The sequence below is a fragment of the Pseudomonas sp. RW3S2 genome (genome assembly GCF_014268955.1).
Taxonomy (GTDB): Bacteria; Pseudomonadota; Gammaproteobacteria; order Pseudomonadales; family Pseudomonadaceae; genus Aquipseudomonas; species Aquipseudomonas wayambapalatensis.
Genome location: NZ_JABWRM010000004.1, coordinates 239,615 through 265,016 on the forward strand (window position 1 = coordinate 239,615; position 25,402 = coordinate 265,016).

At 61.3% G+C, this 25,402-nt stretch carries 22 protein-coding genes and 2 pseudogenes; 21 read left to right on the top strand and 3 right to left on the bottom strand.

Features of this window, described 5'->3' with window-relative positions; all coding sequences use genetic code 11:
- Nucleotides 1–9: 9 nt before the first annotated feature.
- Together HU748_RS08095 and umuC are read left to right on the top strand one after the other, a co-directional pair.
- On the top strand, nt 10–438 hold the full coding sequence (locus HU748_RS08095; RefSeq protein ID WP_054926109.1) for a S24 family peptidase: 429 nt from the start codon (nt 10–12) through the stop codon (nt 436–438).
- Entirely contained in the window at nt 428–1,699 is a 1,272-nt protein-coding gene (gene umuC / locus HU748_RS08100) for a translesion error-prone DNA polymerase V subunit UmuC (RefSeq protein ID WP_186720021.1), read from the top strand. The genes HU748_RS08095 and umuC overlap by 11 nt, the downstream gene beginning before the upstream one ends.
- A 914-nt stretch (nt 1,700–2,613) precedes the next feature.
- Here umuC and HU748_RS26395 read toward each other — a convergent pair.
- Nucleotides 2,614–2,921, bottom strand: a pseudogene (locus tag HU748_RS26395) (GNAT family N-acetyltransferase); the annotation flags it as partial.
- A gap of 357 nt (nt 2,922–3,278) precedes the next feature.
- Here HU748_RS26395 and yfcF point away from each other — a divergent pair.
- The 10 genes and pseudogenes from yfcF (at nt 3,279) to HU748_RS08150 (ending at nt 14,638) form a co-directional block, all read left to right on the top strand.
- The gene (gene yfcF / locus HU748_RS08105; protein WP_186666262.1) at nt 3,279–3,911 is read left to right on the top strand and encodes a glutathione transferase; all 633 of its coding nucleotides are present in this window, start codon (nt 3,279–3,281) and stop codon (nt 3,909–3,911) included.
- Between the two features lie 756 nt (nt 3,912–4,667).
- Nucleotides 4,668–4,868, top strand: a complete 201-nt coding sequence (locus tag HU748_RS08110) for a hypothetical protein (protein WP_238343313.1) — start codon at nt 4,668–4,670, stop codon at nt 4,866–4,868.
- 137 nt (nt 4,869–5,005) lie between these two features.
- Nucleotides 5,006–6,247, top strand: a complete 1,242-nt coding sequence (locus tag HU748_RS08115) for a M20/M25/M40 family metallo-hydrolase (protein WP_186720022.1) — start codon at nt 5,006–5,008, stop codon at nt 6,245–6,247.
- A gap of 494 nt (nt 6,248–6,741) precedes the next feature.
- Nucleotides 6,742–7,224 carry a formate dehydrogenase subunit gamma gene (locus HU748_RS08120; protein WP_186666258.1) on the top strand — a complete coding sequence of 161 codons (483 nt, stop codon included), beginning with the start codon at nt 6,742–6,744 and terminating at the stop codon, nt 7,222–7,224.
- On the top strand, nt 7,221–8,771 hold the full coding sequence (locus HU748_RS08125; RefSeq protein ID WP_186720024.1) for a formate dehydrogenase beta subunit: 1,551 nt from the start codon (nt 7,221–7,223) through the stop codon (nt 8,769–8,771). The genes HU748_RS08120 and HU748_RS08125 overlap by 4 nt, the downstream gene beginning before the upstream one ends.
- Complete coding sequence (gene fdhF, locus HU748_RS08130) at nt 8,768–11,656, top strand: formate dehydrogenase subunit alpha (protein WP_186720026.1); 2,889 nt, start codon at nt 8,768–8,770, stop codon at nt 11,654–11,656. Before HU748_RS08125 ends, fdhF begins: the two co-directional genes overlap by 4 nt.
- Nucleotides 11,653–11,856: a formate dehydrogenase subunit delta gene (locus HU748_RS08135; RefSeq protein WP_065861968.1), complete on the top strand. Its 204-nt coding sequence runs from the start codon at nt 11,653–11,655 to the stop codon at nt 11,854–11,856. The genes fdhF and HU748_RS08135 overlap by 4 nt, the downstream gene beginning before the upstream one ends.
- Nucleotides 11,857–11,952: 96 nt before the next feature.
- A complete protein-coding gene (locus tag HU748_RS08140; RefSeq protein WP_186666252.1) occupies nt 11,953–12,120 on the top strand; it encodes a YhfG family protein in 168 nt (55 codons plus the stop codon).
- Between the two features lie 3 nt (nt 12,121–12,123).
- A pseudogene (locus tag HU748_RS08145) lies at nt 12,124–12,732 on the top strand (Fic family protein).
- A gap of 94 nt (nt 12,733–12,826) precedes the next feature.
- Nucleotides 12,827–14,638, top strand: coding sequence for an ABC transporter ATP-binding protein/permease (locus tag HU748_RS08150; protein WP_186666248.1), 1,812 nt, complete (start codon nt 12,827–12,829; stop codon nt 14,636–14,638).
- Nucleotides 14,639–14,705: 67 nt separating this feature from the next.
- Here the strand turns inward: HU748_RS08150 and HU748_RS08155 are convergent, their stop codons facing one another.
- Nucleotides 14,706–16,370 carry an electron transfer flavoprotein-ubiquinone oxidoreductase gene (locus HU748_RS08155; protein ID WP_186666247.1) on the bottom strand — a complete coding sequence of 555 codons (1,665 nt, stop codon included), beginning with the start codon at nt 16,368–16,370 and terminating at the stop codon, nt 14,706–14,708.
- Nucleotides 16,371–16,910: 540 nt separating this feature from the next.
- On the opposite strand from HU748_RS08155, the gene HU748_RS08160 reads away from it, so the two are divergent.
- The 9 genes from HU748_RS08160 to HU748_RS08200 all read left to right on the top strand — a co-directional run bounded on the left by HU748_RS08160 (nt 16,911) and on the right by HU748_RS08200 (nt 23,804).
- A complete protein-coding gene (locus tag HU748_RS08160) occupies nt 16,911–17,660 on the top strand; it encodes an electron transfer flavoprotein subunit beta/FixA family protein (protein ID WP_186711010.1) in 750 nt (249 codons plus the stop codon).
- Complete coding sequence (locus HU748_RS08165; RefSeq protein WP_186666242.1) at nt 17,661–18,590, top strand: FAD-binding protein; 930 nt, start codon at nt 17,661–17,663, stop codon at nt 18,588–18,590.
- 83 nt (nt 18,591–18,673) lie between these two features.
- A complete protein-coding gene (locus tag HU748_RS08170; protein WP_186707975.1) occupies nt 18,674–19,495 on the top strand; it encodes a transporter substrate-binding domain-containing protein in 822 nt (273 codons plus the stop codon).
- 9 nt (nt 19,496–19,504) lie between these two features.
- A complete protein-coding gene (locus tag HU748_RS08175; protein ID WP_065864902.1) occupies nt 19,505–19,858 on the top strand; it encodes a DUF4398 domain-containing protein in 354 nt (117 codons plus the stop codon).
- Complete coding sequence (locus tag HU748_RS08180; RefSeq protein WP_186720028.1) at nt 19,855–20,670, top strand: OmpA family protein; 816 nt, start codon at nt 19,855–19,857, stop codon at nt 20,668–20,670. Before HU748_RS08175 ends, HU748_RS08180 begins: the two co-directional genes overlap by 4 nt.
- A gap of 179 nt (nt 20,671–20,849) precedes the next feature.
- On the top strand, nt 20,850–22,292 hold the full coding sequence (locus HU748_RS08185) for a PLP-dependent aminotransferase family protein (protein WP_186720030.1): 1,443 nt from the start codon (nt 20,850–20,852) through the stop codon (nt 22,290–22,292).
- A 60-nt stretch (nt 22,293–22,352) separates the two neighbouring features.
- On the top strand, nt 22,353–22,805 hold the full coding sequence (locus HU748_RS08190; protein WP_186720093.1) for a hypothetical protein: 453 nt from the start codon (nt 22,353–22,355) through the stop codon (nt 22,803–22,805).
- Between the two features lie 107 nt (nt 22,806–22,912).
- The gene (locus HU748_RS08195; RefSeq protein WP_186666234.1) at nt 22,913–23,167 is read left to right on the top strand and encodes a YkgJ family cysteine cluster protein; all 255 of its coding nucleotides are present in this window, start codon (nt 22,913–22,915) and stop codon (nt 23,165–23,167) included.
- A gap of 31 nt (nt 23,168–23,198) precedes the next feature.
- Complete coding sequence (locus HU748_RS08200; protein ID WP_186707979.1) at nt 23,199–23,804, top strand: START domain-containing protein; 606 nt, start codon at nt 23,199–23,201, stop codon at nt 23,802–23,804.
- Nucleotides 23,805–23,875: 71 nt separating this feature from the next.
- Here HU748_RS08200 and gltA read toward each other — a convergent pair whose 3' ends face one another.
- The gene (gltA, locus tag HU748_RS08205) at nt 23,876–25,165 is read right to left on the bottom strand and encodes a citrate synthase (RefSeq protein WP_054894257.1); all 1,290 of its coding nucleotides are present in this window, start codon (nt 25,163–25,165) and stop codon (nt 23,876–23,878) included.
- Between the last annotated feature and the right edge of the window lie 237 nt (nt 25,166–25,402).

The following is a 25,402-nucleotide window of genomic DNA, read 5'->3' on the forward strand; positions in this document are numbered from 1 at the left end:
TAACCCCTCATGACCATCACTTTCCTGGGAGTCCCGACCGGTGGCCCTGCATTGCTGCCCGTGTACTCGTTTCGAGTGCCTGCAGGCTTCCCCTCGCCAGCGGCGGATCATCTGGAGCGTCACATCTCGCTCGATGAACTATTCGAGCTGCGGGCGCCCCATGTGTACCTGGTGCAGGTGGAGGGCGACAGCATGCAGGGTGCTGGCATTTTCTCCGGCGACCTTCTTATCGTAGACCGTAGCAAGGACGCAGAGCATGGCGACATCGTGATCGCTGCGATCAACGCTGAGCCTGTCTGCAAACGCCTGCATAGGCGAGGTGGGGTGGTGATGCTTCAGTCCGAGAATCCCAGTTATCCGCCCCGGTACGTGATGGAGGGCGATGACCTGGTCATCTGGGGTGTTGTTCGCTACAGCGTGCGCGATCATGCGCAGTGACCAGGTGTTCGCGCTGATCGATTGCAACTCGTTCTACGCGAGCTGCGAACGCGTGTTCCGGCCGGATCTGGCCAAGACCCCTATCGTCGTACTGAGCAACAACGACGGCTGCGTGATCGCACGCAGCTACGACGCCAAACCGTTCGTGAAGATGGGAGAACCGTACTTCCAATGCCGCGAGAGGCTTAAGCGGCACGGCGTGGTGGCGTTCTCTTCCAATTACGCGCTGTATGGCGACATGAGTGAGCGCGTAATGTCGATCATCGAGTCGATGGTGCCTGCGGCTGAGGTCTATTCGATCGACGAATGCTTCGCCGATCTCACAGGTGTGCAGGGCAGCTTGACCCAGTTCGGCCGCGAGGTACGGGGCAAGGTGCTGCAGCGTACCGGCATACCGGTCGGTGTCGGCATCGCACGCACCAAGACCCTCGCGAAGCTGGCCAACCACACCGCAAAGCGGCTGCACGCGCACACGGGCGGCGTGGTCGATATCACGACGGATTTCGAGCGTGACTGGGTGCTGCGTAATACCGAGATCAAAGAGGTGTGGGGTATTGGGCGGCGGATGACCGAGCATCTGCAGAGCATGGGGATTCAGAAAGCAATGGACCTGGCAAAGGCTGATCCGAGCATGTTGCGGGACAAGTTCAGCGTGGTGGTGGAGAAGACCGCGCGCGAGCTGGCTGGCTTTCCCTGCCTCGAGCTGGAAGAGGCGGCGCCACCGAAGCAGGAGATCTGCTGCAGCAGGATGTTTGGCAAGCGACTGAGTGAGCTTGCCCCGATCAAGCAGGCCGTGGCCACCTACACCGGACGAGCGGCTGAAAAGCTGCGGGCGCAGGGCTCGGTATGCAAGCGTATGCGAGTGAGTATCCGTACCGGTATGTTCAACCCTGATGAGCTGCACCATGCGCAGGGAGCGCTTGTGGAGCTGCCTTACCCCACGAACGACACGCTGCTGCTCACCAGGGCGGCGACCAGTGCAGTAGAGCGTGTTTTCAGGGCGGGCTACCGGTACAGCAAGGCCGAAGTGTTACTACTCGACTTACGACAGCCAGGTGAGTTCACGGACGATCTATTCGCGATCTCGCAGCCTGTGGCGAGTGACAAACTGATGTCGGTGGTGGACCAGATCAACGAGCGGTATGGGCAAGGGACAATGAGGGCGGGCAGCGTCCCCCGCAGCCCCGATTGGGGGATGCGCCGCGAGCTGATGAGTGGGTCATATACCACGCAGATCGGCCAATTGTGGCGAGTTCGGTAGAAGGGTGGGGCAAAAATGGAGGCAAACCTAGCGCCATTTGATGCTCCTGTATTCCGCTCGAGGGGGGGGCTGCAGACGCAAAAAAGCGCTCAAGTCCTTTGTATATAGGGCTTGGGCGCTTTTTCTCGTTAATACTCCGGCACAATCGGGGTGTGCAAGAAGTGAGCTTTGTGTCCGGTTCTGGCTAAGGTTTCAAGGGTGTTTGAACAATACTTTTACTGATTGGAGCGTCAAAAGGTTAAACCAAGACGTAACTTGCTGGCAGATGGCAATTTCCGAATTGGATACGGAGAATTCGGAAGTGTTTTTAGTGTGGGTAATTCTGTTTCTGACTTTAAGGGCTTCTAGAAAGTTCTCCCAGGCGGTCGTTCCTATCCCAAGGTCAAATTCTGTTTTGGTGTATTTTCCCAAGGCTTTGTAGGTAAATCTGATATTGTCTGGAAGTTTTAGGAATTTGGTCTGCTCTTATATGTTTTCGTTTTACTTAAGTTCGTAGCTCCTGTCTGATAAGAGCTCGTACTCCCCCGGGCGGAATGTCTTCCCTTTTATCTCTATAGCTTTCAATAAGGTTTGCTTTAAAACCCAGGTAGTGCCTTCGATCATCGCGAAGACACTTCGGATATAGGCGCGTCGGGTAAACTGGTTGTCGTCACACGCCATTGCTTCCTCAGCCCAGTGTGCATCATCTAACATAGGCATTAGGTGTCGGTGAGATCTTTTAACTTCATAGGTTGGTTCTTTTTACATGGAGTTTTTGAGAGTAGGTTCAAATCCCCATGCCGCAGGCGCGTTGACTAGGCTGCTATCAGGGGAGGGGTTCAAAGCAGGTGGTACAACATTGGTACAAAGGTTGGAGTTGTCGTTTGTAGGCTTCATGAATAAAGGTCTTTAGAAAACAGCTGCCCAATCCATCATTGTGGTACGAGCCAGAAGCCTCTGTTGTTTCCAGGCTGATCATACGAACTGATGCTACTCAGGGTGCAGCCAGCATCGTTGCGCATGCGGATCATCCAGTGCCATTCACGATCCGCTGCGATGGCAGGCAGGGCGATATCTCGGACATAGATCAGAGCCCCGTCTTCTGGGTACGGCCATGGGACACAACGATCCAAGTAGCGAACCACCTCCCAGCAGGGGAACAGCTCTTGGATGATGGATGAATCCTTTACTGAAGGGGTGTGGGAACCAGCCGATCTGTGATCAGCGTCGGAAGACAATCCATGCCAGTCGTTCCTGGGCATCCCTGTGAGGCTTTGATTGACTGCACCGGGCCTGTTTGTGTCCACCGTTGCCTGATTTGCGAAACGTCACCACAGGCGGCAATGGGTCGGTAAGCGCGTCTGAGTCGAACTGACCATCCTTGTCCTCCCTCACATGGAGGACAAGCCACGAATACTCGCGAGCGGTAGTGATGCAGCAGAAAACCCAGCGGCCCGTGCAGTTCCGCCATTGTCCCCCGCACACAGCCATTTTGAAATTCTGTGGCATTCCTAACAGGAATGGCTCTATAAAAAACATGAATTTTATTTATAGCACCTGAACCCCTATCGTAGTTTCTCCTGCATATGGAGATGACGGTATGAACGATTCAAGGCTGTGCTTATACGTTGACGCTCAATTCACCAGCCCTTACGCCATGTCATGTTTTGTGGCGCTTCGTGAAAAGGGAATCGAGTTCAAGATGAATACCCTTGACCTGGACACACTGGAGCATCATGCACGGGACTATTCCCGTCTTTCGCTGACTCAGAGAGTACCCACTCTGAGGCATGGCGAATTTGCATTGTCTGAATCATCCGCAATCACCGAGTACCTGGAAGACCTGTTCCCTCAGGCGCCGATTTACCCGACAAACCCGCTGCAACGTGCCAAGGCGCGGCAAGTTCAAGCCTGGCTGCGAAGTGATTTGCTACCTATCCGCCAGGAGCGCTCCACGCTTGGCGTGTTCTACGGCGTTAAATACGGTGCTTTGTCAGTCTCGGCTGAGTCCTCGTCGCAAAAGTTGGTGGAGGCAGCGCAACTGCTGCTGGACGATAGCCCGGACTACCTTTTTGGCGAATGGTCTATCGCCGATGTCGATCTCGCTTTGATGCTGAATCGACTGTTACTAAATGGAGATCGCCTTCCCGTTCGACTAGAGGATTATGCTCAGCGACAATGGCAGCGTCCGACCGTGCAGGAGTGGGTTCAGTTGGAGCGACCTCCGCTGTAGCGGCACCGGCTTTCGACCTGGAACTGCCTATGGCAGAGCGTCGCGATCAAGGGGCGGCGTTCAGTCCAGACCTGCTTTTCGACTGGCAGTGGACGGCCAACGATTCTGATAAGTTGTTGCAAGGCCATTGCCTGGGGATGTAATGCAGCTGCTCACTTATGGTCGCTTGCAGCCCTCTGCGAAAGGCAGCTCTGGGTCGAAAGTGGTCACCCATGGCGTTCACAAGTGAATCGGCCAAGGAGTTATGGCCTAAAGCGGATTGGGTAGACACGCAAGGGTGGTACGAAATTGTTACGTAGTCAGGATGACTTGGCGGAAAGCCTTGAACTGAAAGGGCTTTAGGAAGTAGAACTCCAATCCATCATGGGTGCAACGCTGAACCGGCGGGAGGGTTCAGGGCGCGTGGTTTGTGGCTTTGAGGCTTGTGATGCAGTCCGTTCGTTCAACGTATTCAATACCGATTACCAACAATTTTGTCGCGTTGTGCTTTTCGCTCGGGGCGCTATACCAACAGAGTTGCACAGGAGGCGTTCAAGACGCCAGTTTACCAAGAGCACCAGGTATTGGCCTGTAGAGCCTTGCTTGCCGCGGCCCCGATGGTCAGTCCGTCAGGGAAACATTGCCCGCGAAACCCCTTACGGCCTGGATAGCTTCCCGCTGACTTTGCCGAGCATCCGCCTTACGATAGATTGTTCGCCTCAATCAACTCGCGCCATGTCGAAACCCACAAACAGCCGGCATCCGAAGGGAAGACTCATGCATCCATACGACATGCCCCAAGCCGAAGCGGAGAAGATTCACGTCGAGATTGCCAAACTGATGGCAGAGACTCGCAAGCTCAATACCGAAGCAGGCAAATTGACCCGAGAAACCTTCTGGTACCCGATCGGCATCGCCACCGGTCTGGTGACAGCAGTGGCGGGCATCACCGCACTGACAATCAAGGTCTTTGCCTGAATTCCCAGCCCCGCAATCGCGGGGCTTCGTGGATCAAGGCCAATGGCCTGCACTTCATCAAATGGTCTACAAAGCTGGCGCCAGCGCCATCGATGGTCAAAGCTGCAGGTTCCCCTTGCATTGATAAAGGACTTCGCATGCCCATCCGACGCTCATCGATCGCCGCTGCCATCGCCTTGTCATTCCTGTCGTTTTCCGCACTCGCCGCCAACCTGGCTCCCGACGCGCTATTGAAAAAGGCCGAAGCCGAGCAGAAGGCCTATCTCGCCACCGTCAAGCAACTGGTGAACGTAGACACCGGAACCGGCCAGGCGCCGGGGCTGAAAACCGTCAGCGCCCTGCTGGTCGAGCGGCTCAAGGCGTTGGGTGCCGAGGTCAAGACCAGCCCGGCCAGCCCGTCGGCGGGTGACAACATCGTTGGCACCTTCAAGGGCACCGGCAGCAAGTCGTTCTTGCTGATGGTCCACTACGACACGGTGTTCCTGCCCGGCACTGCGGCCAAGCGGCCGTTCAAGGTCGAGGGCGAGCGTGCCTATGGTCCTGGCGTGGCCGATGCCAAAGGGGGTGTGGCGATGATCCTGCATTCGCTGAAGCTGCTGCAGGACGAGAAGTTCAAAGGCTTCGGCACCTTGACCGTACTGTTCAACCCGGATGAGGAAACCGGCTCCAGCGGCTCGAAGGCGATCATCGCGGAACTGGCGCGCAAGCATGACTACGTGTTCTCGTACGAGCCGCCGGACAAGGACGCGGTAACAGTCGCGACCAATGGCATCAATGGCGTATTTCTCGAAGTGAAAGGCAAGTCTTCCCACGCAGGGTCCGCACCTGAGGCTGGGCGTAATGCGGCCATGGAGTTGGCCCACCAGATGCTGCAGTTGAAGGACCTCGGCGACCCGGCCAAAGGCACCACGGTCAACTGGACGATGGTCAGGGCGGGCGACAAGCGCAACATCATTCCCGCCAGCGCCACGGCCGAGGCGGACATGCGCTACTCGGACCTGAGCGAAAGCGACCGGGTGCTGGCCGACGCGCAACGGCTCGTACAGAAGAAACTCATCGAGGGCACCGAAGTGACGGTGCGCCTCGACAAGGGCCGCCCGCCGCTGGCGAAGAACGCCGGCTCCGAGCAGTTGGCGAAAACCGCCCAGACGCTCTACGCGAAGATCGATCGCAATATCGAGCCGATTGCCATGCGTTTCGGGACTGATGCGGGCTATGCCTACGTGCCCGGCAGCGAGAAGCCGGCAGTGCTTGAAACCATGGGCGTGGTGGGGGCGGGCTTGCATGCCGATGACGAGTACATCGAGTTGTCGAGCATCGCGCCGAGGCTTTATCTGACAGTGGCTTTGATCCAGCAATTGTCCGAGGCGGCGAAGTAAGCGCGCGTAGGCTCAGGTGTTTACTGTCCTGGGATCAATGGCTATGCCGGTTTGATTTGCGGGGTGGCTGCTTGGAGGGCGAGCCCGCTCCCACAGGGGGCGGGCAGCGTATTGCAGGCTTTGTAGCCGCGGGCGGTAACTCAGGGGTAAAGGTGCGACGTTGCTTGGTCATCAGGCACCTGTCTGTGGCGAGTATTCTCGCCTAAAGGGGTGTCCGGCATAGATCACTACACTGCCTCAGTGCAACTGATCGGATGCGTAATGTCGCTCGCGTCGGTTTCAGGATGCGCCCTGTCGTTTGCACGCTACCGTTTCCCGGCAACGGTGCCATTCTTATCAGTATGTCCGACGACCGAGTGCGCACAGACGCACCGGCTTGGACGAGGAAGGCGACCGTGATCCTGTGACCGTGACAGGCCCGGAGCGCCACAGCAGAACACCGCCGGACACCTGCCCGCACCCTCGGGCGGATCCGGGTTGCCGAGGTCCGCTGTATGCCTGAAGAGACGCTTGACCTGCCCTTGATCCAGCGTGTGCTGGACAACCACAAGGAGGTGCCCGGTGCGCTGTTGCCGATCCTCCACGCCATCCAGCAAGGCCTGGGCCATGTACCCGATGAAGCAGTCCCCGAGATCGCCCATGCGCTGAACCTCAGCCTCGCCGAGGTGCGTGGGGTGATCAGCTTCTACCATGATTTCCGCACTTCGCCCCCGGCACGCCACACCCTGCGCCTGTGCCGCGCCGAGTCGTGCCAGAGCCGCGGCGCCGAAGCCCTGGCCGCGCAACTGCGCGAACAGCTCGGGCTGGACGACCATGGCACCACTGCCGACGGAGCATTGAGTCTGCGCCCGGTGTACTGCCTCGGCGCTTGCGCCTGCTCGCCAGCGCTGGAGCTGGACGGCCAGGTGCATGCGCGGCTCACGCCCGAGCGTCTGCAGGCTTTGGTGAAAAGCTGCAGGGTGGAGGCGGGCGCATGATCAAGCTGTGTATTTCCTGCGATTCGCTGGCTCGCGCAGTGGGCGCCGACCAGGTCGCCGAGGCGTTCGAGCGCGAGACTGCACAGCGGCAACTGCCGCTGCAGATCCAGCGCACCAGCTCGCGTGGCCTGTATTGGCTCGAGCCATTGCTGGAGCTGGAAAGCGCCGAAGGGCGCCTGGGCTTCGGGCCGGTCATGCCGGAAGATGTGCCGGGCCTGCTGGAGGCTCTGGACAAGGGGGGCGAGCATCCACTGGCATTGGGCCCTGTCGAACAGATCCCCTACCTGAAGACCCAGCAGCGCCTGCTGTTCGCCCGCGCCGGTATCACACGCCCGTTGTCGCTGGACGACTATCAGGCCCATGGCGGCTTCGAGGGCTTGCGCAAGGCTGCATTGATGGACGGCGATGCAGTGGTTGCCGCAGTGCTCGATTCCGGCCTGCGTGGTCGGGGCGGGGCCGCGTTCCCGGCCGGCATCAAGTGGCGCACCGTGCGCCAGGCGCCGGCCGGGCAGAAGTACATTGTCTGCAATGCCGACGAAGGCGACTCCGGCACCTTCGCCGACCGCATGCTGATGGAGGGCGATCCCTTCCTGCTGATCGAAGGCATGATCATCGCCGGCCTCGCTGTCGGCGCAAGCAAGGGCTACATTTATGTGCGCTCCGAATACCCGGACGCCATCCGTGTGCTCAACGAGGCCGTGATGCTGGCCCGCGAAGCGGGTTATCTGGACGTCACTGGCAGCGGCGTGGCGTTCGAGCTCGAGGTGCGTGTGGGCGCTGGCGCCTATATTTGCGGCGAGGAGACGGCGCTGCTGGAGTCGATCGAAGGCAAGCGCGGCATCGTGCGCGCCAAGCCGCCACTGCCGGCGCTCGAGGGCCTGTTCGGCCAGCCGACGCTGGTGCATAACGTCCTGACCTTGGCTTCTGTGCCGATCATCCTGGCAAAAGGTGCCGCGTTCTATCGCGACTTTGGCATGGGCCGTTCACTGGGCACCTTGCCGTTCCAACTGGCGGGCAATGTGCGCCAGGGCGGGCTGGTCGAGCGGGCTTTTGGCCTGACCCTGCGTGAGCTGGTCGAGGGGTATGGCGGTGGTACCGCCAGTGGTCGTCCGTTGAAGGCCGCGCAGGTCGGCGGCCCGCTGGGCGCCTGGGTGCCGCCGTCGCAGTTCGATACGCCGCTGGACTACGAGGCCTTCGCCGCCATCGGCGCGATGATCGGCCATGGCGGTGTGGTGGTCGCTGACGACACACTGAACATGGCTGGCATGGCGCGCTTCGCCCTGCAGTTCTGCGCCGAGGAGTCCTGCGGCAAGTGCACGCCGTGCCGGATCGGGTCCACCCGCGGCATGGAAGTGGTGGATCGCCTGATCGCGAGCAGCGACCCTGCTGCGCGCGAGGATCAGGCCCACCTGCTGCGTGACCTGTGCGACACGATGCAGTACGGCTCGCTGTGCGCCATGGGCGGGATGACCGCTTACCCCGTAGCCAGCGCCCTCAAGCATTTTCCTGCCGATTTCGGTCTGGCCAGCCCGGAGGCCGCCCAATGATCCATTATTTCGACCCCGCCAACAGCGATATCGACCTGGGCACGCCTGCCCGCGACAGTGAAGTACAGGTCAGCCTGAACATCGACGGCCGCGCGATCAGCGTCCCAGCAGGCACCTCGGTGATGCGCGCTGCCGCGCTGCTGGGCACCAGCATCCCCAAGCTGTGCGCCACCGACAGCCTCGAAGCCTTCGGCTCATGCCGCATGTGCATGGTCGAGATCGACGGCATGCGCGGCTATCCGGCTTCATGCACCACGCCGGTCAGCGAAGGCATGGTGGTGCGTACCCAGACGCCGCGGCTGGCCGACCTGCGGCGCAATGTCATGGAGCTGTACATCTCCGATCACCCACTGGACTGCCTGACCTGCTCGGCCAACGGCAACTGCGAGCTGCAAACGGTCGCCGGCCAGGTGGGCCTGCGCGAAGTGCGCTATGGCTATGACGGGGCCAACCATCTCAACGAGGCCAAGGACGTCTCCAACCCGTACTTCGACTACGAGCCCAGCAAGTGCATCGTCTGCAGCCGCTGCGTGCGTGCCTGCGAAGACATTCAGGGCACCTTCGCCCTGACCATCAGTGGCCGAGGCTTCGAGTCGCGGGTGGCGGCGGCCGGAGGCGAGAATTTCCTCGCCTCCGAGTGCGTGTCGTGCGGCGCCTGCGTGCAGGCCTGCCCGACGGCGACCCTGACCGAGAAGAGCCTGGTCCAGCTCGGCCAGCCGGAGCGCGCGGTGATCACCACCTGTGCCTATTGCGGGGTGGGCTGCTCGTTCCGCGCCGAGATGAAGGGCGATCAACTGGTGCGCATGGTCCCGGACAAGAACGGCGGCGCCAACCACGGCCACGCCTGCGTCAAGGGGCGCTTCGCCTGGGGCTACGCCACTCACCCGGATCGCATCACCACGCCGATGATCCGCAAGCGCCTTGAAGACCCATGGCAGGAAGTCAGCTGGGATGAGGCGCTGACCTATGCCGCCAGTGAGTTCCGACGCATCCAGCTCAAGTACGGGCGCGATTCGATCGGCGGTATCACCTCCAGCCGTTGCACCAACGAAGAAGCCTATCTGGTGCAGAAGCTGGTGCGTGCCGCCTTTGGCAACAACAACGTGGACACCTGCGCGCGGGTCTGCCATTCGCCGACCGGCTATGGCCTGAAGCAGACCCTGGGCGAATCCGCCGGAACCCAGAGCTTCGACTCGGTGATGCAGGCCGACGTGATCCTGGTGATCGGCGCCAACCCGACCGACGCTCACCCGGTGTTCGGCTCGCAACTCAAGCGCCGCCTGCGCCAGGGCGCGCGGCTGATCGTCATCGACCCGCGCCGCATCGACCTGGTCGACTCGCCCCACGCCCGCGCCGAGTTGCACCTGCAACTGCGTCCGGGCACCAACGTCGCCATGCTCAATGCCCTGGCCCATGTGATCGTCGATGAAGGGCTGCTCGACCAGGCATTCATCGACGCGCGCTGCGAGAGTGCCGAGTTCACGCGTTGGCGTGAGTTCGTAAGCCTGGCCGAGAATTCACCCGAGGCGCTTGGGCCGGTGTGCGGCGTGCCCGCCGAGCAGATCCGCGAGGCGGCGCGGGTGTATGCGGGCGCCGGCAATGCGGCGATCTACTATGGCCTGGGCGTCACCGAACACAGCCAGGGCAGCACCGCGGTGATGGGCATCGCCAACCTGGCCATGGCAACCGGCAACATCGGTCGCGAAGGCGTGGGCGTCAATCCGTTGCGTGGTCAGAACAACGTCCAGGGCTCGTGCGACATGGGCTCCTTCCCCCACGAGTTGCCGGGCTACCGGCACATCTCCAACGAGGCGGTGCGCAGCGAATTCGAGCAGGCCTGGGGCGTGACCTTGCAGCCCGACCCGGGGCTGCGTATCCCCAACATGTTCGAGGCCGCGCTCGATGGCAGCTTCAAGGCGCTGTACTGCCAGGGCGAGGATATCGCCCAGAGCGACCCGAACACCCAGCACGTCACCGCGGCACTGATGGCCATGGAGTGCGTGGTGGTGCAGGACATCTTCCTCAACGAAACCGCCAAGTTCGCCCATGTGTTCCTGCCGGGCAGTTCGTTCCTGGAAAAGGACGGCACCTTCACCAACGCCGAACGCCGTATCTCGCGGGTGCGCAAGGTGATGGAGCCGCTGGCCGGCAAGGCCGACTGGGAGGCGACCGTGGCCCTGGCCAATGCCCTGGGCTATCGCATGGACTACCGGCACCCGTCCGAGATCATGGACGAAATCGCCCGCCTGACGCCGAGCTTCCACCGCGTCAGCTATGCCGAGATCGACCGCCGCGGCAGCCTGCAATGGCCGTGCAACGAGGCCGCGCCCGACGGCACCCCGACCATGCACATCGACCAGTTCGTGCGCGGCAAGGGGCGATTCATGCTCACCGGTTATGTGCCCACCGACGAGAAGGTCAATGCCCGTTATCCGTTGTTGCTGACCACCGGCCGCATCCTCAGCCAATACAACGTTGGCGCCCAGACCCGTCGCACCCACAACGTAGCCTGGCACGATGAGGATCGTCTGGAGATCCACGCCAGCGATGCTGAAAGCCGCGGCATCCGCGACGGCGACTGGGTTGGCGTGGGCAGCCGTGCGGGGCAGAGCGTTTTGCGTGCGCGGGTCAGTGCGCGGGTGGCGCCGGGCGTGGTGTACACCACCTTCCACTTCCCTGAGTCTGGCGCCAACGTGATCACCACCGACAACTCCGACTGGGCCACCAACTGCCCCGAGTACAAGGTCACGGCGGTTGAGGTGGTGCGAGTCTTCCAGCCCTCGGAATGGCAGAAGCGCTACCAGCATTTCAGTGACGAACAGCAGCGCCTTCTCAAGGAGCGGCGTAAGGCCGAAGGCCAGGAAAAAGCCGAGGTGCGCCGATGAGCAGTGACAACCTGGTCAAGATGGCCAACCAGATCGCCCACTATTTCGACAGCGAGCCTGATCGGGCGCTGGCGGTGCAGGGGGTGAGACAACACCTGAACAGCTTCTGGACCCCGGCGATGCGGCGTCAGTTGAGCGAGTGGATCGAGGCCCATGCGGGGGAAGGGCTCGATTCGAAGGTGCGGGAGGCGTTGGGGTAGTTACCAGGCCTCGGCATCGCCCATGCCGAGGCCGCGCAGGTATTGGCCGATTTCGCTATAATCGAACTTCCATCACCCCGTGAGAGGCGTTGAACGGTGAAAGGCATCAGCTTGGAAACCAAAAGAGCAGCTTGGGAAAAAACTCGCCGCTCGAACTACGCAGCCAGTCTGCGGCTTGAGGGGTTTGATGTCACGCCTGACTCCGCGGAGCGTAAGCTCCCGTCCAAGGAAGAGTTGTTGCGTCATTACCGCAAGCAGGATTGATCTTTGGACAAGTATGGTGTCGGACAGGACGCCTACTGTTATCCCGGTACGGTCGTCCTGTGCAATCTGCTTGATCTTCGTGATGATTCAGCGCTTGCCAGGGCCGAGCGGGACTTTTCCGAGCTCGCTGCCAGTCAGCTCCCATTCGAGCTCCCTCCTTACGATCTTCCCTATCTCCAGAGGCTTCATCGCGCGCTTTTTCAGGATATCTATGCGTGAGCTGGAGAAATTCGCACGCTCGATATTTCCAAAGGCGGCACACGTTTCTGCAATGTGAGCCGCATTGAAGCCGAAGCTTCAAAAGTATTCCGCAGCCTTGCACAGCAAAGTTGGTATGAGGGCTATTCGCGTGCGGATCTGGTTCACGCTGTGGCAGAAAGCTTTGGCGATTTGAACATGGTCCATCCGTTTCGCGAGGGAAATGGGCGAGCTCAGCGGATTCTTTACGAACATGTGATCTTGAACGCGGGTTTTGAAATCGATTGGTGGTCGGTCGAGCCTGATGAGTGGGTGGCTGCGAACATAGCGGCAGTTGTTTGCGATTATTCGCCTCTGGAAGCGGTTTTCGACAGGTGCATCGGGCGGACCGTCATCGGCTTGTCGCCGGTTTAGCGTTCATGGCGACGCCCAACATGAAACCTCCGTCATCTTCGCCAACCTCGCCCGGTGCTAGGCTCGAGTAAATACTCGCCACGGAAACCCCACCATGGAAATGAACTGGCACCAGGCCCTGCAAGAGAGCCTGAGCTGGCTTGCAGTCGCTTCATTGATCACACTTGTCGGCTTCACCGCCGCCGCTTTCCTGGCGGTGCGCTTCACCCGCTGGGGCCAGCAGTTCTGGCAGTTGGCGGGTGAGTACTTCAGTTTCAGGCGCAGCTGGCGCCCGCTGCTCGTTTTTGCACTGTTGTTGTTCCTGGCGCTGTTCTCGGTGCGCATGAACGTGCTGTTCTCGTTCTGGTACAACGGTTTCTATAGCGCCCTGCAGGGCCTGGACCAGACGGCGTTCTGGTACCTGCTTGGGGTATTCGCGGTACTGGCAACCATTCATGTGCTGCGTTCACTGTTCAACTACTACGTCACCCAGTCGTTCAACATCCACTGGCGGGTCTGGCTGACCGAGCGCCTGACTGCCGACTGGATGCATGGCGATGCCTACTACCGCGGGCAATTCTTAGATGAGCCGGTGGACAACCCTGACCAACGTATCGAACTGGACGTCAACGCCTTCGTTACCGGCTCGGTGTCGCTGGCCCTCGGGGCAGTGAGTGCGTTGGTCTCGCTGGTGGCGTTCACCGGCATTCTCTGGGGGCTGTCGGCACCACTGGCGGTTGCCGGGGTGGAGGTGCCGCGGGCGATGGTGTTTGCGGTCTATGTCTATGTGCTCATCGCCACCTGGATCGCTTTCCGCCTCGGGCGGCCGTTGATTCGCCTGAATTTCCTCAACGAAAAGCTCACGGCGAACTTTCGCTACGCACTGATGCGCTTGCGCGAGAATGCCGAGAACATTGCCTTCTACCAGGGCGCGCAGGTCGAGCGGGGCACGTTGCTCGGGCGCTTCTTCGCCTTGATCGGCAATGTCTGGGCGTTGGTCTGGCGGAGCCTGAAGTTCAATGGTTTCAACCTGGGTGTCAGCCAGGTCGCGGTGGTGTTCCCGTTCATCCTGCAGGCGCCGCGTTTCTTCAGCGGAGCGATCAAGCTGGGTGATGTGATGCAGACGTCGCAGGCGTTCGGACAAGTGCAGGATTCGTTGTCGTTTTTCCGTGAGTCCTACGACACCTTTGCCAGCTACCGCGCGACCCTCGATCGTCTCACCGGTTTTCTCGATGCCAACCACCAGGCCAGCGAGCTACCGCACGTGGCTACCCGCGAGCTGCCGCGGGCCTTGGATATTGCTGGCCTGCAGGTGCTGCGCCCGGATGGCCACCGCTTGATTGCCGACCTGAGCCTGAAGCTGCAGGCCGGGCAGGCCTTGCTGATCAAGGGGCCTTCGGGCAGCGGCAAGACCACGCTGCTTCGGGCCCTGGCGGGATTGTGGCCTTATGCAGAAGGGGCGGTCGCGCGGCCGTTGGGTGAGCAGGCGCTGTTCCTGTCGCAGCGGCCGTACCTGCCGTTGGGGGATCTGCGCACCGCCATCGCCTACCCGGCCCAGGTCGGCCAGGAGCAGGATGCGCGGATGCAACAGGCATTGCGGCAAGTGAACCTGGCGCATCTGGCCGAGCGCCTCGAGGAAAGCCGCGACTGGACGCGCATCCTGTCGATCGGCGAGCAGCAGCGCCTGGCGTTTGCGCGAGTATTGTTCAACCAGCCGCATGTGGTGTTCCTCGACGAGTCCACCTCGGCGATGGATGAAGGCTTGGAACATGCCTTGTATTCGCTGCTGCGCAACGAAATGCCGGAAACCTTGCTGGTGAGTGTCGGGCATCGCAGCACGCTGGCCGGGTTCCACAGCCACCGGCTGGAGGTCGATGGCCAGGGTGGATGGGCGTTGTTCGAGCAGGACGCGGTGGTGCTGTCCTGAGCATCAGCCGTAGACGAAAAAGCCCCCTGGCATCGCTGCCAGGGGGCTTTTTCATATGGCGCAGGCCTTACATGTTGGGGTAGTTAGGGCCGCCGGCACCTTCTGGGGTGACCCAGGTGATGTTCTGCGACGGATCCTTGATGTCGCAGGTCTTGCAGTGCACGCAGTTCTGCGCGTTGATCTGGAAGCGCTTGCTGCCGTCTTCCTGGGTGACCACCTCGTAGACACCGGCCGGGCAGTAACGCTGCGCGGGTTCGTCGTACAGCGGCAGGTTGGTGGCGATCGGCACGTTCGGATCGGTCAGCTTCAAGTGGCAGGGTTGCTCTTCTTCATGGTTGGTGCTGGAGAGGAACACCGAGCTGAGTTTGTCGAAGCTGAGCTTGCCGTCGGGCTTGGGGTAGTCGATCTTCTTGGCGTCGGCGGCCAGCTTCAGGCAGGCGTAGTCCGGCTTGGTGTCGTGCAGGGTGAAGGGCAGCTTGCCGCCGAACCAGTTCTGGTCGATATAGTTGAACGCTGCTCCGAACAGCGGGCCGAACTTGTGCATGGCCGGGCCGAAGTTGCGGCTGGCGTACAGCTCCTCATACAGCCAGCTGGCCTTGAATGCCTCGACGTAGCTGTTGAGGGCGTCGCCGCCTTCGCTGCCGGCGAACAGGGCGTCGGCCACTGCATCGGCGGCCAGCATGCCGGACTTCATTGCAGTGTGGCTGCCCTTGATCTTGGCGAAGTTCAAGGTGCCCAGATCGCAACCGATCAGCGCGCCACCGTTGAACACCATCTTCGGCAGCGAGTTCAGGCCGCCCTTGCAGATGGCGCGGGCGCCGTAGCTGATGCGCTTGCCGCCTTCCAGATATTGGCTGATCACCGGGTGGTGCTTCAGGCGCTGGAACTCGTCGAACGGCGACAGGTAAGGGTTGGCATAGGAGAGGTCGACGATCAGGCCGACCACCACCTGGTTGTTCTCCAGGTGATAGAGGAACGAGCCGCCGGTGTTCTCGGCGCTGACTACATCCAGCGGCCAGCCGGCGGTGTGCACCACCAGGCCCTGTTCGTGCTTGCTCGGGTCGATCTCCCAGATTTCCTTGATGCCGATACCGTAGTGCTGCACATCGGCTTCGCTGTCCAGGTCGAAGCGCTTGATCAGCTGCTTGCCAATGTGGCCGCGGCAACCTTCGGCGAACAGCGTGTACTTGGCGCGCAGCTCCATGCCGGGGGTGTATAGGCCGTCCTTGGGCTGACCTTCGCGGTCGACACCCAGGTCGCCGGTGACGATGCCACGGACCACGCCGTTTTCGTCGAACAGCGCTTCCTGGGCGGCGAAGCCGGGATAGATTTCCACGCCCAGGTTCTCGGCCTGCTGGGCCAGCCAGCGGCACAGGTTGCCCAGCGAGATGATGTAGTTGCCCTGGTTGTGCATGGTCTTGGGCACGAACAGGTCCGGCACCTTGACCGAACTGCCCTGGTCCTTGAGCACATAGATGTCGTCGCGCTTGACCTCGGTGTTCAGCGGCGCGCCGAGTTCTTTCCAGTCGGGGAACAGCTCGTTCAGCGCGCGGGGTTCGAAGACCGCACCGGAGAGGATGTGGGCGCCGACCTCGGAGCCTTTCTCGACCACGCAGACGCTGATCTCGTTACCGGCTTCGGCGGCCTTCTGCTTCAGGCGGCAGGCGGCAGACAGGCCCGCCGGGCCTGCGCCGACGATGACCACGTCGAATTCCATGTATTCGCGTTCCACAGGTTCTCTCCTACTCAAGGCTCATCGCGTTGCTTGTCTTATGGGTGTCGGATGCCCGCTCACGGTCGGGGCAGCTGTAGCCGTGCCGGTGGCGGACTACACCGTTTTGTCTTGGCCGCGCATTATATCTACACCACTTGGCGGGTCCAATACAAACGTTTGTTTGAATTTGCCGCAGCCCAGTAAAATCACAGGAGGGCGGCTGGAGGCTGGCCAATTTGCCGTATTGACCGGATTGGGTGTTACGGTCAAGATACGAGCGGTTTTACGCTCGCCGTAGGCTGACCGTCGGGCGCAGGTGCACCTCTAAAAACCAGGCGTAGAGCAGGGAATACAGGCCGAAACCCTTTTTGTAGTGGAGTCTACACGCCACGACAGGAAATGACCCGCGGGTTTTGCCCCGCCAGTCCGCACAGGACTGATCGGTCATGGCAAATTTCGCTCGACCCGGAACGTTTTCAGAGGTGTCCTTGTACCCACGCGCATTCGCCGGGCACGCCCCAGGCGACATTCTTTTCACCGGAGAGTAACGAGGAATCCATGAAGGTTCTTGTAGCTGTCAAACGAGTGGTCGACTACAACGTCAAGGTTCGCGTCAAGGCGGACAACTCCGGCGTCGACCTTGCAAACGTCAAGATGTCCATGAACCCCTTCTGCGAAATCGCCGTGGAAGAAGCCGTACGCCTGAAAGAGAAGGGCGTTGCGACCGAGATCGTCGCCGTTGCCGTCGGCCCGACCGCTGCCCAGGAGCAACTGCGTACCGCCCTGGCACTGGGTGCCGATCGTGCCATCCTGGTCGAGACCGCCGAGGAGCTGAACTCCCTGGCCGTGGCCAAGGCGCTGAAGGCCATCGTCGATAAAGAGCAGCCACAGCTGGTCATCCTCGGCAAGCAGGCCATCGACAGTGACAACAACCAGACCGGCCAGATGCTGGCTGCGCTGACCGGCTACGCCCAGGGCACCTTCGCCTCCAAGGTCGAAGTGGCTGGCGACAAGCTGAACGTCACCCGCGAGATCGATGGCGGCCTGCAGACCGTCGCGCTGAACCTGCCGGCGATCGTCACCACCGACCTGCGCCTGAACGAGCCGCGCTACGCGTCGCTGCCGAACATCATGAAGGCCAAGAAGAAGCCGCTGGAGACTGTGACTCCAGACGCGCTGGGCGTATCCACCGCCTCCACCACCAAGACCGTGAAAGTCGAAGCGCCTGCTGCACGCAGCGCCGGTATCAAGGTCAAGTCGGTGGCCGAACTGGTCGAGAAGCTGAAGAACGAAGCGAAGGTAATCTAAATGACTATCCTGGTTGTCGCTGAACACGAGAACGGTGCCGTTGCCCCGGCTACCCTGAACACTGTCGCTGCTGCCGCCAAGATCGGTGGTGATGTGCACGTGCTGGTCGCAGGCCAGAACGTCGGTGGCGTCGCCGAGTCCGCTGCCAAGATCGCGGGCGTTGCCAAGGTGCTGGTTGCGGACAACGCCGCCTACGCCCACGCCCTGCCTGAAAACGTAGCGCCCCTGATCGTCGAGTTGGCCAAGGGCTACAGCCACGTGCTGGCCCCGGCCACCACCAACGGCAAGAACATCCTGCCACGCGTTGCTGCGCTGCTGGACGTCGACCAGATCTCCGAGATCGTCTCGGTCGAATCCGCCGACACCTTCAAGCGCCCGATCTATGCCGGTAACGCCATTGCCACCGTGCAATCGAGCGCTGCGGTCAAGGTCATCACCGTGCGTACCACCGGCTTCGACGCCGTGGCCGCCGAAGGTGGTTCGGCTGCGGTGGAAGCCGTGGCTGCTGCCCATGATGCTGGCAAGTCGGCCTTCGTCAACGAAGAGCTGGCCAAGTCCGATCGTCCCGAGCTGACCGCTGCCAAGATCGTCGTCTCCGGCGGCCGTGGCATGGGCAACGGTGACAACTTCAAGCACCTGTACGCCCTGGCCGACAAGCTCGGTGCTGCGGTCGGTGCTTCCCGTGCCGCCGTCGACGCGGGCTTCGTGCCGAACGACATGCAGGTCGGCCAGACCGGCAAGATCGTCGCGCCGCAGTTGTACATCGCCGTCGGTATCTCCGGCGCGATCCAGCACCTGGCGGGCATGAAGGACTCCAAGGTGATCGTCGCGATCAACAAGGACGAAGAAGCCCCGATCTTCCAGGTGGCCGACTACGGCCTGGTTGCCGACCTCTTCGAGGCGGTGCCTGAGCTGGAAAAGCTGGTCTGATCCGAGCGCTTCACTTATAAAGAAGCCCGACCCTCGTAACAGGGGTCGGGCTTTTTTTTGCATGGCTGGCAAGGAGTAGGGTAATGGCGTTTGGCAGAACGGGTCGGTTGCTGGCCTGCATGGTGGCCTTGGCATCCTCGCAGGCGATGGCCGCCGGCAAATGTGAAAAGCTGGTGGCCACCGGCAGCCCGGATGCACCGCCGTACTCCTGGCAGGACCCGAAAGACTCTCGGCACCTGATCGGTGCCAACGTCGACCTGCTGCGTCAGGTGGCGGACGAGTTGGGGGTGCGGGTCGAGGTGCTGCATGCCGGGCGCCGCGAGCAGGCGCTGGAAGAGGTGCGCAGCGGGCGGATGGACCTGTTGCTGGATACGCCGATGCAAGTCGGCCAGTTGACCGCGCTGGACTACATCCATCCACCCCTGCAGCTCAACGAGTACCTGGTCTGGACCCGCCACGACTCCGCACTGGATTTCGACGGTCCGGCGGATCTGGCCCGCTATCAGGGCAGCCTTTCGGAGAAGGCCCGGCTGACCCCGGCGTTCGAAGCGTTCGCCAAGTCCCAGCTCAAGCTGGTGCCTGCGCAGAATCTTACCCAGGCCTTCCAGAAGCTGGTGCTGGGGCAGGTCGATTACGTATTGGCGGGGCGCTATTCGGGGATGGCCATGACCCAGAGCCTGGGCATGAGCAACGACCTTGTCGCGCGCGGCCTGCCAGTGGATCGTCCGGGGCTGTACCTGGCTGTGTCGCACAATTCGGCCTGTAACGATGCCTGGCTGCGTGGGCAACTGGCTAAAAAGCTGACAGAATTGCCGATCTCTGGCGCCTCCGAGTCGGTGCTGCAGCGGAATGTGGAGCGCTGGAAAGCGCAGATGCAGATGACCGGGGACGCCCCCAAACAGTAGGAAGAATGCGTGAGAACCCAACCACTGATCCTGGTCCTGGCTTTTGCAGCCCTGGCCGGTTGTGCCAACGATCCGGCTCCTCATGAGCAGATGCGCCTGTCCGAGCAGGCGCTGGAGCAGGCCAAGGCTGTCGGCGCGACTGAGCAGGTCGAGGCGTTCAAGCTGGCCGAAGACAAGTTCGCTCGGGCCAAGACCAACATGGCCAGCGAAGATTTTCGTGATGCGCGCATGCGCGCCGAGCAGGCCGAGCTGGATGCGCGCCTGGCCGAGGCTCAGGTGTTGACCCAGAAAAGCGAAGAGCAGTTGAAGGTGACCGAGTCGCGGATCAAGCGCCTGCGCAAGCAGCTGGAGGTACAGCCATGAGCCGTACATTCAAGCCCGGCGCCGCCTTGGTCGTGCTGGCGTTGGTCGTCGGCCTGCAGGGTTGCGCGAGCCAGCGCAGCGAGTCGGCGCTGGACGATGCCACGGCTGCGTTCCAGAAGGTCAAGGACAACTCCGACGTGCTGCGCAGTGCGCCGCGTGATGTGATCCGTGCAGGTGAGTCGCTGGCGCGAGCAGAGCGCCTGGCCAGTTATGTCGGCAGTGGCACTGACGTACGCCACTATGCCTACCTCAGCCAGCGCTACAGCGAGATCGCCCGCGAGCACGCCAATCTGGCGCTGAACCAGGAACGCCTGGCCAAGCTCGACCTGGAGCGCCAACGTCTGCAACTGGCGCTGCGTGAAGCGAAGCTGGCCAGCGTGCAGCAGCAGGGCAAGTGGGTCGAATCGCAGATCGCCGCCCTGGCATCGGAGCAGGCCGACCGCGGCCTGGTGATGACGCTTGGGGACGTGCTGTTCGATACCGGCGAAGCGGAACTCAAGAACTCCGCCAGTCGCACGGTGCTCAAGCTGGTGCAGTTCCTGCAGCTCAATCCGCGCCGCGTGGTACGAATCGAGGGCTACACCGACAGCACCGGGGCGGCTGAAGACAACCTGAAGCTGTCCCGTGACCGCGCGCAGTCGGTGGCTGACATGCTGGTCGACCTGGGCATCGACGAGAAACGCATCGAGGTCCAGGGGTATGGCGACCAGTACCCGGTCGAGGTCAACGCCTCGGAGCGGGGCAGGGCGCAGAACCGCCGTGTGGAGATCGTGTTCTCCGATGAGAAGGGCAAGCTCGCGCCGCCGCGCTGAGGGCCGTTCGGGTGCTGCCTGGCACCCGTGCTGACGGTTCGTCTGTTCGCCGCTGTCAAGCAAGTGTAATGTCGACTATTCTCGGAACTGTCCCAGTACACTTTGCAACTGTTACGGTATTCTGTCTCGACTGTGAGTCGTACAAGAACAACGAACCCGTCCGCGCTTCGAGAATCACCATGACCAACCTGCTGTTGTACCAGCGCATTGCCCGGCAACTGGCCGATGACATCCGTCGCGGTGTCTACCAGCCAGGCGAGCGGGTGCCTTCCGTGCGCAAGATGAGCGCCCAGCTCAATGTCAGCCATGCCACGGTGCTGCAGGCCTACGCCAACCTCGAGGATCAGGGCCTGATTCGCGCCCGTCCGCAGTCTGGCTACTATGTCCACCAGACACCCGCCCTGACCGCGCAGACCCCGGATATCGCCCGGGTCGAACGCCCCGGGTTGGTTACCCGTGCCAGTATCATCCAGCAAGTGCTCACTGAAGCACGCCGCGACGGTGTTTTCCCTTTCGGGGCTGCTGTTCCGCATGTGGACTACTTGCCGGTTCGAGCGCTGCACCAGCAGATCGCCAAGGTGACGCGGTTCCACAGCCCGCGTGCCTTCAGCTACATGTTCAGCCCGGGGTTCGAGCCGCTGCGTCGGCAGATCGCCATTCGCATGCGTGACGCTGGCGTGCTGGTCGACCCGCGCGAGGTGATCGTCACCCATGGCTGTGTCGACGCCCTGCAGATGGCGCTGCGCGTGTTGACGCGTCCTGGCGACCTGATCGCCGCAGAGTCACCGACCTACTATGGGCTTCTGCAGTTGGCGGACCTGCTGGGTCTGAAGGTGATCGAGATCCCCAGCGATCCGTCCACCGGCATCAGCCTCGAGGCGCTGCAACTGGCCGCCAACCAATGGTCGATCAAGGCCCTGGTGCTGACGGCGCGCCTGAGCAACCCTCTGGGCGGGACCATTCCGGAAGAGCGGCAGAAACAGTTGCTGCGCCTGGCGTCAGACTTCGATATCCAGATCGTCGAGGACGATATCTATGGCGAGCTGATGTTCGAGCAGGGGCGAACCAAGGCGCTGAAGGCGTTCGACCGGCTGGATCGGGTGATTTACTGTTCGAGCTTCTCCAAGACACTGTCGCCAGGGGTGCGCGTCGGCTGGATGATTCCTGGGCGCTACCAGGACGAAATCCAGCGCCTGCAGACCTTCACTACGCACTCGGCCTGCAGTGTCACCCAGATGGGCGTGGCGGCCTATCTCGAGAACGGCGGCTACGACCGTCACCTGCGCTTCATCCGTCAGGAGTACCGCAAGAACCTCAGCGCCTATCAGCTGGCGGTGCAGCAGCACTTCCCGGAAGGCACGCAGATGACTCGGCCGACGGGTGGGTTCATTCTCTGGGTCAGCCTGCCGGGGCGAGTCAATACTCAGGAGCTGCATGTGCGGGCGCTGGAGCAGGGCATCAGCATCGCGCCTGGCCTGATCTTCAGCAACACCGAGCAATTCAATCACTGCATCCGCCTCAATTGCGGGATTCCCTGGAGCAAGGAGGCAGAGCGGGCGGTGATGACATTGGGGTTGCTGGCCCAACAATTGTGTCGAGAGGCTGCTGTCTCGATTTTGTAGCTTGTCATAAGGGCAGGGAACAGGGAGCATAAGCATTTTTATGCCATGCTCTTGATGCCCATGAATGCGTTTCGCCCTACTGCCCTGATGCTGTGTCTTGCGCTGTCCTGGTTGCCGGGGGCATCTGTGCAGGCTGCGCAGACGCATGCAAAGAGCGAAGTGTCCCAGGGCAAGACCGCCAAGCAAGCGGTAAAAACCCCGGCGAAGGCGGCCAGCAAGCCGGCAAGCAAGCCTAAGCCAAAGAGCAAGCCGGTCAGCAAGCCACTGCCCAATCCCAAGCTCGATCTCAGCCTGCCGAGCGAGATGGTTAAGAACCTCAAGCCGGATGTCGGCAATGCCCCGTTGACGCGCAAGCCCTTGCTGCCGTCGATGTTCCCCGAAAAACCCGCATCCGATGACAGCCCGTTCCAGCTCAATGGCCGGCTGATCAGCAACGAGATGCAGCTGCAGTTGCGCAACGACAGTCGCCGTGATGTCGAGGGTGCTGCCATCGATTTCGAATTTCGCAACTGACTACCGAGTCACTTCGGATTTCATCGGCTCGGTAATTTCAAACATATGTTTGAGCGGTTAGTATCCAGGGATGTCCGTCCCGTTCAGCTCCAGGGAGTCCAGTTGTCATGAAGTGCCGTGAGGGCTGCGGTGCCTGCTGCATTGCCCCGTCCATCAGTTCGCCGATCCCCGGCATGCCCCAGGGCAAGCCGGCGGGTGAGCGTTGCCTGCACCTGTCCGTGGACAATCTTTGCGCCTTGTTCGGCAAGCCCGAACGGCCAAAGGTCTGTGGCGGGTTCAAGGCGGAGGTGGATGTCTGCGGTAGCGATCGCGACGATGCGATCAGGATCATTGGCTGGCTGGAGCAGATGACGGCGGCGTGACGTTTGGATCTTCGACAAAAGGAACAAGATGATGAGATCGATCAAGCGCGTTGTACTGCTGTGTGGCATGGGTGTCTTGCTGGCGCCGACGGCCTGGGCTGAGAATTGGCAGGTGGCCAAGGACGAGGAGGGTATCAAGGTGTCCCTCAGCGAGGTGGCGGGCTCCAAGTACAAGGCCTATCGCGGGGTGACCTTGATCAAGGCGCCACTGGCCAAGGTCAAGGCGCTGCAGGAGGATGTGGCCGGTGCCTGCGCCTGGGTGCATGAGTGCAAGTCGCAGAAGCTGCTCAAGCATGAAGGTGACCAGAGCTGGACCTACACCCAGTTCAATACGCCATGGCCCGTGACGCCGCGCGATTCGATCCTGCATGTCACCACGGTGCAGGAGGCTGATGGCAGCCTTACCCGCAAGCTCGAGGGTGAGCCGAAGTACCTGCCGGAGGAAAAGGGCTTTGTGCGTGTGGCGCAGGTCGAGGGCTTCTGGAAGCTGGTGCCCAAGGGTGACAGCACCGAGGTGACCTACCAGGTGCACACCGAGCCGGGTGGTAGCGTGCCTTCGTGGTTGGCCAACAAGTTCGTGGTGGATGCGCCGTTCAATACGCTGAAGGGCTTGCGTGAGCGGGCCGAGAAGAACTGAGGTTCTTTCGTCTAATGGCCAAATGAAAAAGGCTGCCCGAGGGCAGCCTTTTTGCGTTCAGCCTGGGCGGCTTACTTGCGGTCTTTCAGTGCGGTGATGTCACGCTGCGGCTCGCCGGTGTACAGCTGGCGCGGACGGCCAATTTTGTATGGGCCGGAGAGCATTTCCTTCCAGTGCGAGATCCAGCCCACGGTACGTGCCAGGGCGAAGATCACGGTGAACATGCTGGTTGGAATGCCGATCGCCTTGAGGATGATCCCCGAGTAGAAGTCGACGTTCGGGTACAGCGAGCGCTCGATGAAGTACGGATCGGTCAGGGCGATCTCTTCCAGGCGCATCGCCAGTTCCAGCTGCGGGTCGTCCTTGATGCCCAGCTCGCGCAGGACTTCGTCGCAGGTCTGCTTCATCACGGTGGCGCGCGGGTCGCGATTCTTGTAGACGCGGTGGCCGAAGCCCATCAGCTTGAACGGATCGTTCTTGTCCTTGGCCTTGGCGATGAACTTGTCGATGTTCGAGACATCGCCGATTTCATCGAGCATGGTCAGGACCGCTTCGTTCGCGCCGCCGTGGGCAGGGCCCCACAGTGCAGCGATACCGGCGGCGATACAGGCGAACGGGTTGGCACCCGAAGAGCCGGCCAGGCGCACGGTGGAGGTGGAGGCGTTCTGCTCGTGGTCGGCATGGAGGATGAAGATCCGGTCCATCGCCTTGGCCAGCACCGGGCTGATCGGTTTGATCTCGCACGGGGTGTTGAACATCATGTGCAGGAAGTTTTCTGCGTACGACAGGTCGTTGCGCGGGTACATCATGGGTTGGCCCATGGAGTACTTGTACACCATCGCTGCCAGCGTCGGCATCTTCGCGACCAGGCGCACGGCGGAGATTTCGCGGTGCTGCGGGTTATTGATGTCCAGCGAGTCGTGATAGAACGCCGACAGGGCGCCGACCACGCCACACATGACGGCCATCGGGTGGGCGTCGCGGCGGAAGCCGTTGAAGAAGGACTTCAGCTGCTCGTGGACCATGGTGTGGTTCTTCACGGTGCTGACGAACTGGGCTTTCTGCTCTGCGTTCGGCAGTTCGCCGTTGAGCAGCAGATAGCAGGTTTCCAGGTAGTCCGATTGCTCGGCGAGCTGTTCGATCGGGTAGCCGCGGTGCAGCAGCACGCCCTTGTCGCCGTCGATGTAGGTGATCTTCGACTCGCACGAGGCGGTCGCCATGAAACCAGGGTCGAAGGTGAAGTGACCGGATGCCCCCAACCCGCGGACGTCGATAACATCGGGACCAACGGTGCCGGTTAAAATGGGCAGCTCTACGGGGGCTGCGCCCTCGATGACCAACTGCGCTTTTTTGTCAGCCATGTGGCCTCCTATTAATGCTTGAAATCATCAGACAGACCCCCCACGCAGGGCCCGCACCACTATAGAGGGATAAATTCGAATGTCAATTTGCCTAAAGGCTGGTTGAAACACCCTCCAAGCCCATGATTTTCACGAAATTGCCGCCCATTTACGCCTTTTGTTCGCTAAAGGCAATGCGCTATTCGGGCGAGCCCCTCACGTTGTCATAAGCAGCCTAACTGTCTATACTCGGCAGCC

Excerpts from the sequence above, each read along its gene's own strand:
- HU748_RS08095 (WP_054926109.1), top strand. The coding sequence starts at position 10 with ATGACCATCACTTTCCTGGGAGTCCCGACCGGTGGCCCTGCATTGCTG.
- umuC (WP_186720021.1), top strand. The coding sequence starts at position 428 with ATGCGCAGTGACCAGGTGTTCGCGCTGATCGATTGCAACTCGTTCTAC.
- yfcF (WP_186666262.1), top strand. The coding sequence starts at position 3,279 with ATGAACGATTCAAGGCTGTGCTTATACGTTGACGCTCAATTCACCAGC.
- HU748_RS08110 (WP_238343313.1), top strand. The coding sequence starts at position 4,668 with ATGCATCCATACGACATGCCCCAAGCCGAAGCGGAGAAGATTCACGTC.
- HU748_RS08115 (WP_186720022.1), top strand. The coding sequence starts at position 5,006 with ATGCCCATCCGACGCTCATCGATCGCCGCTGCCATCGCCTTGTCATTC.
- HU748_RS08120 (WP_186666258.1), top strand. The coding sequence starts at position 6,742 with ATGCCTGAAGAGACGCTTGACCTGCCCTTGATCCAGCGTGTGCTGGAC.
- HU748_RS08125 (WP_186720024.1), top strand. The coding sequence starts at position 7,221 with ATGATCAAGCTGTGTATTTCCTGCGATTCGCTGGCTCGCGCAGTGGGC.
- fdhF (WP_186720026.1), top strand. The coding sequence starts at position 8,768 with ATGATCCATTATTTCGACCCCGCCAACAGCGATATCGACCTGGGCACG.
- HU748_RS08135 (WP_065861968.1), top strand. The coding sequence starts at position 11,653 with ATGAGCAGTGACAACCTGGTCAAGATGGCCAACCAGATCGCCCACTAT.
- HU748_RS08150 (WP_186666248.1), top strand. The coding sequence starts at position 12,827 with ATGGAAATGAACTGGCACCAGGCCCTGCAAGAGAGCCTGAGCTGGCTT.
- HU748_RS08160 (WP_186711010.1), top strand. The coding sequence starts at position 16,911 with ATGAAGGTTCTTGTAGCTGTCAAACGAGTGGTCGACTACAACGTCAAG.
- HU748_RS08165 (WP_186666242.1), top strand. The coding sequence starts at position 17,661 with ATGACTATCCTGGTTGTCGCTGAACACGAGAACGGTGCCGTTGCCCCG.
- HU748_RS08170 (WP_186707975.1), top strand. The coding sequence starts at position 18,674 with ATGGCGTTTGGCAGAACGGGTCGGTTGCTGGCCTGCATGGTGGCCTTG.
- HU748_RS08180 (WP_186720028.1), top strand. The coding sequence starts at position 19,855 with ATGAGCCGTACATTCAAGCCCGGCGCCGCCTTGGTCGTGCTGGCGTTG.
- HU748_RS08185 (WP_186720030.1), top strand. The coding sequence starts at position 20,850 with ATGACCAACCTGCTGTTGTACCAGCGCATTGCCCGGCAACTGGCCGAT.
- HU748_RS08190 (WP_186720093.1), top strand. The coding sequence starts at position 22,353 with ATGAATGCGTTTCGCCCTACTGCCCTGATGCTGTGTCTTGCGCTGTCC.
- HU748_RS08195 (WP_186666234.1), top strand. The coding sequence starts at position 22,913 with ATGAAGTGCCGTGAGGGCTGCGGTGCCTGCTGCATTGCCCCGTCCATC.
- HU748_RS08200 (WP_186707979.1), top strand. The coding sequence starts at position 23,199 with ATGAGATCGATCAAGCGCGTTGTACTGCTGTGTGGCATGGGTGTCTTG.
- gltA (WP_054894257.1), bottom strand. The coding sequence starts at position 25,165 with ATGGCTGACAAAAAAGCGCAGTTGGTCATCGAGGGCGCAGCCCCCGTA.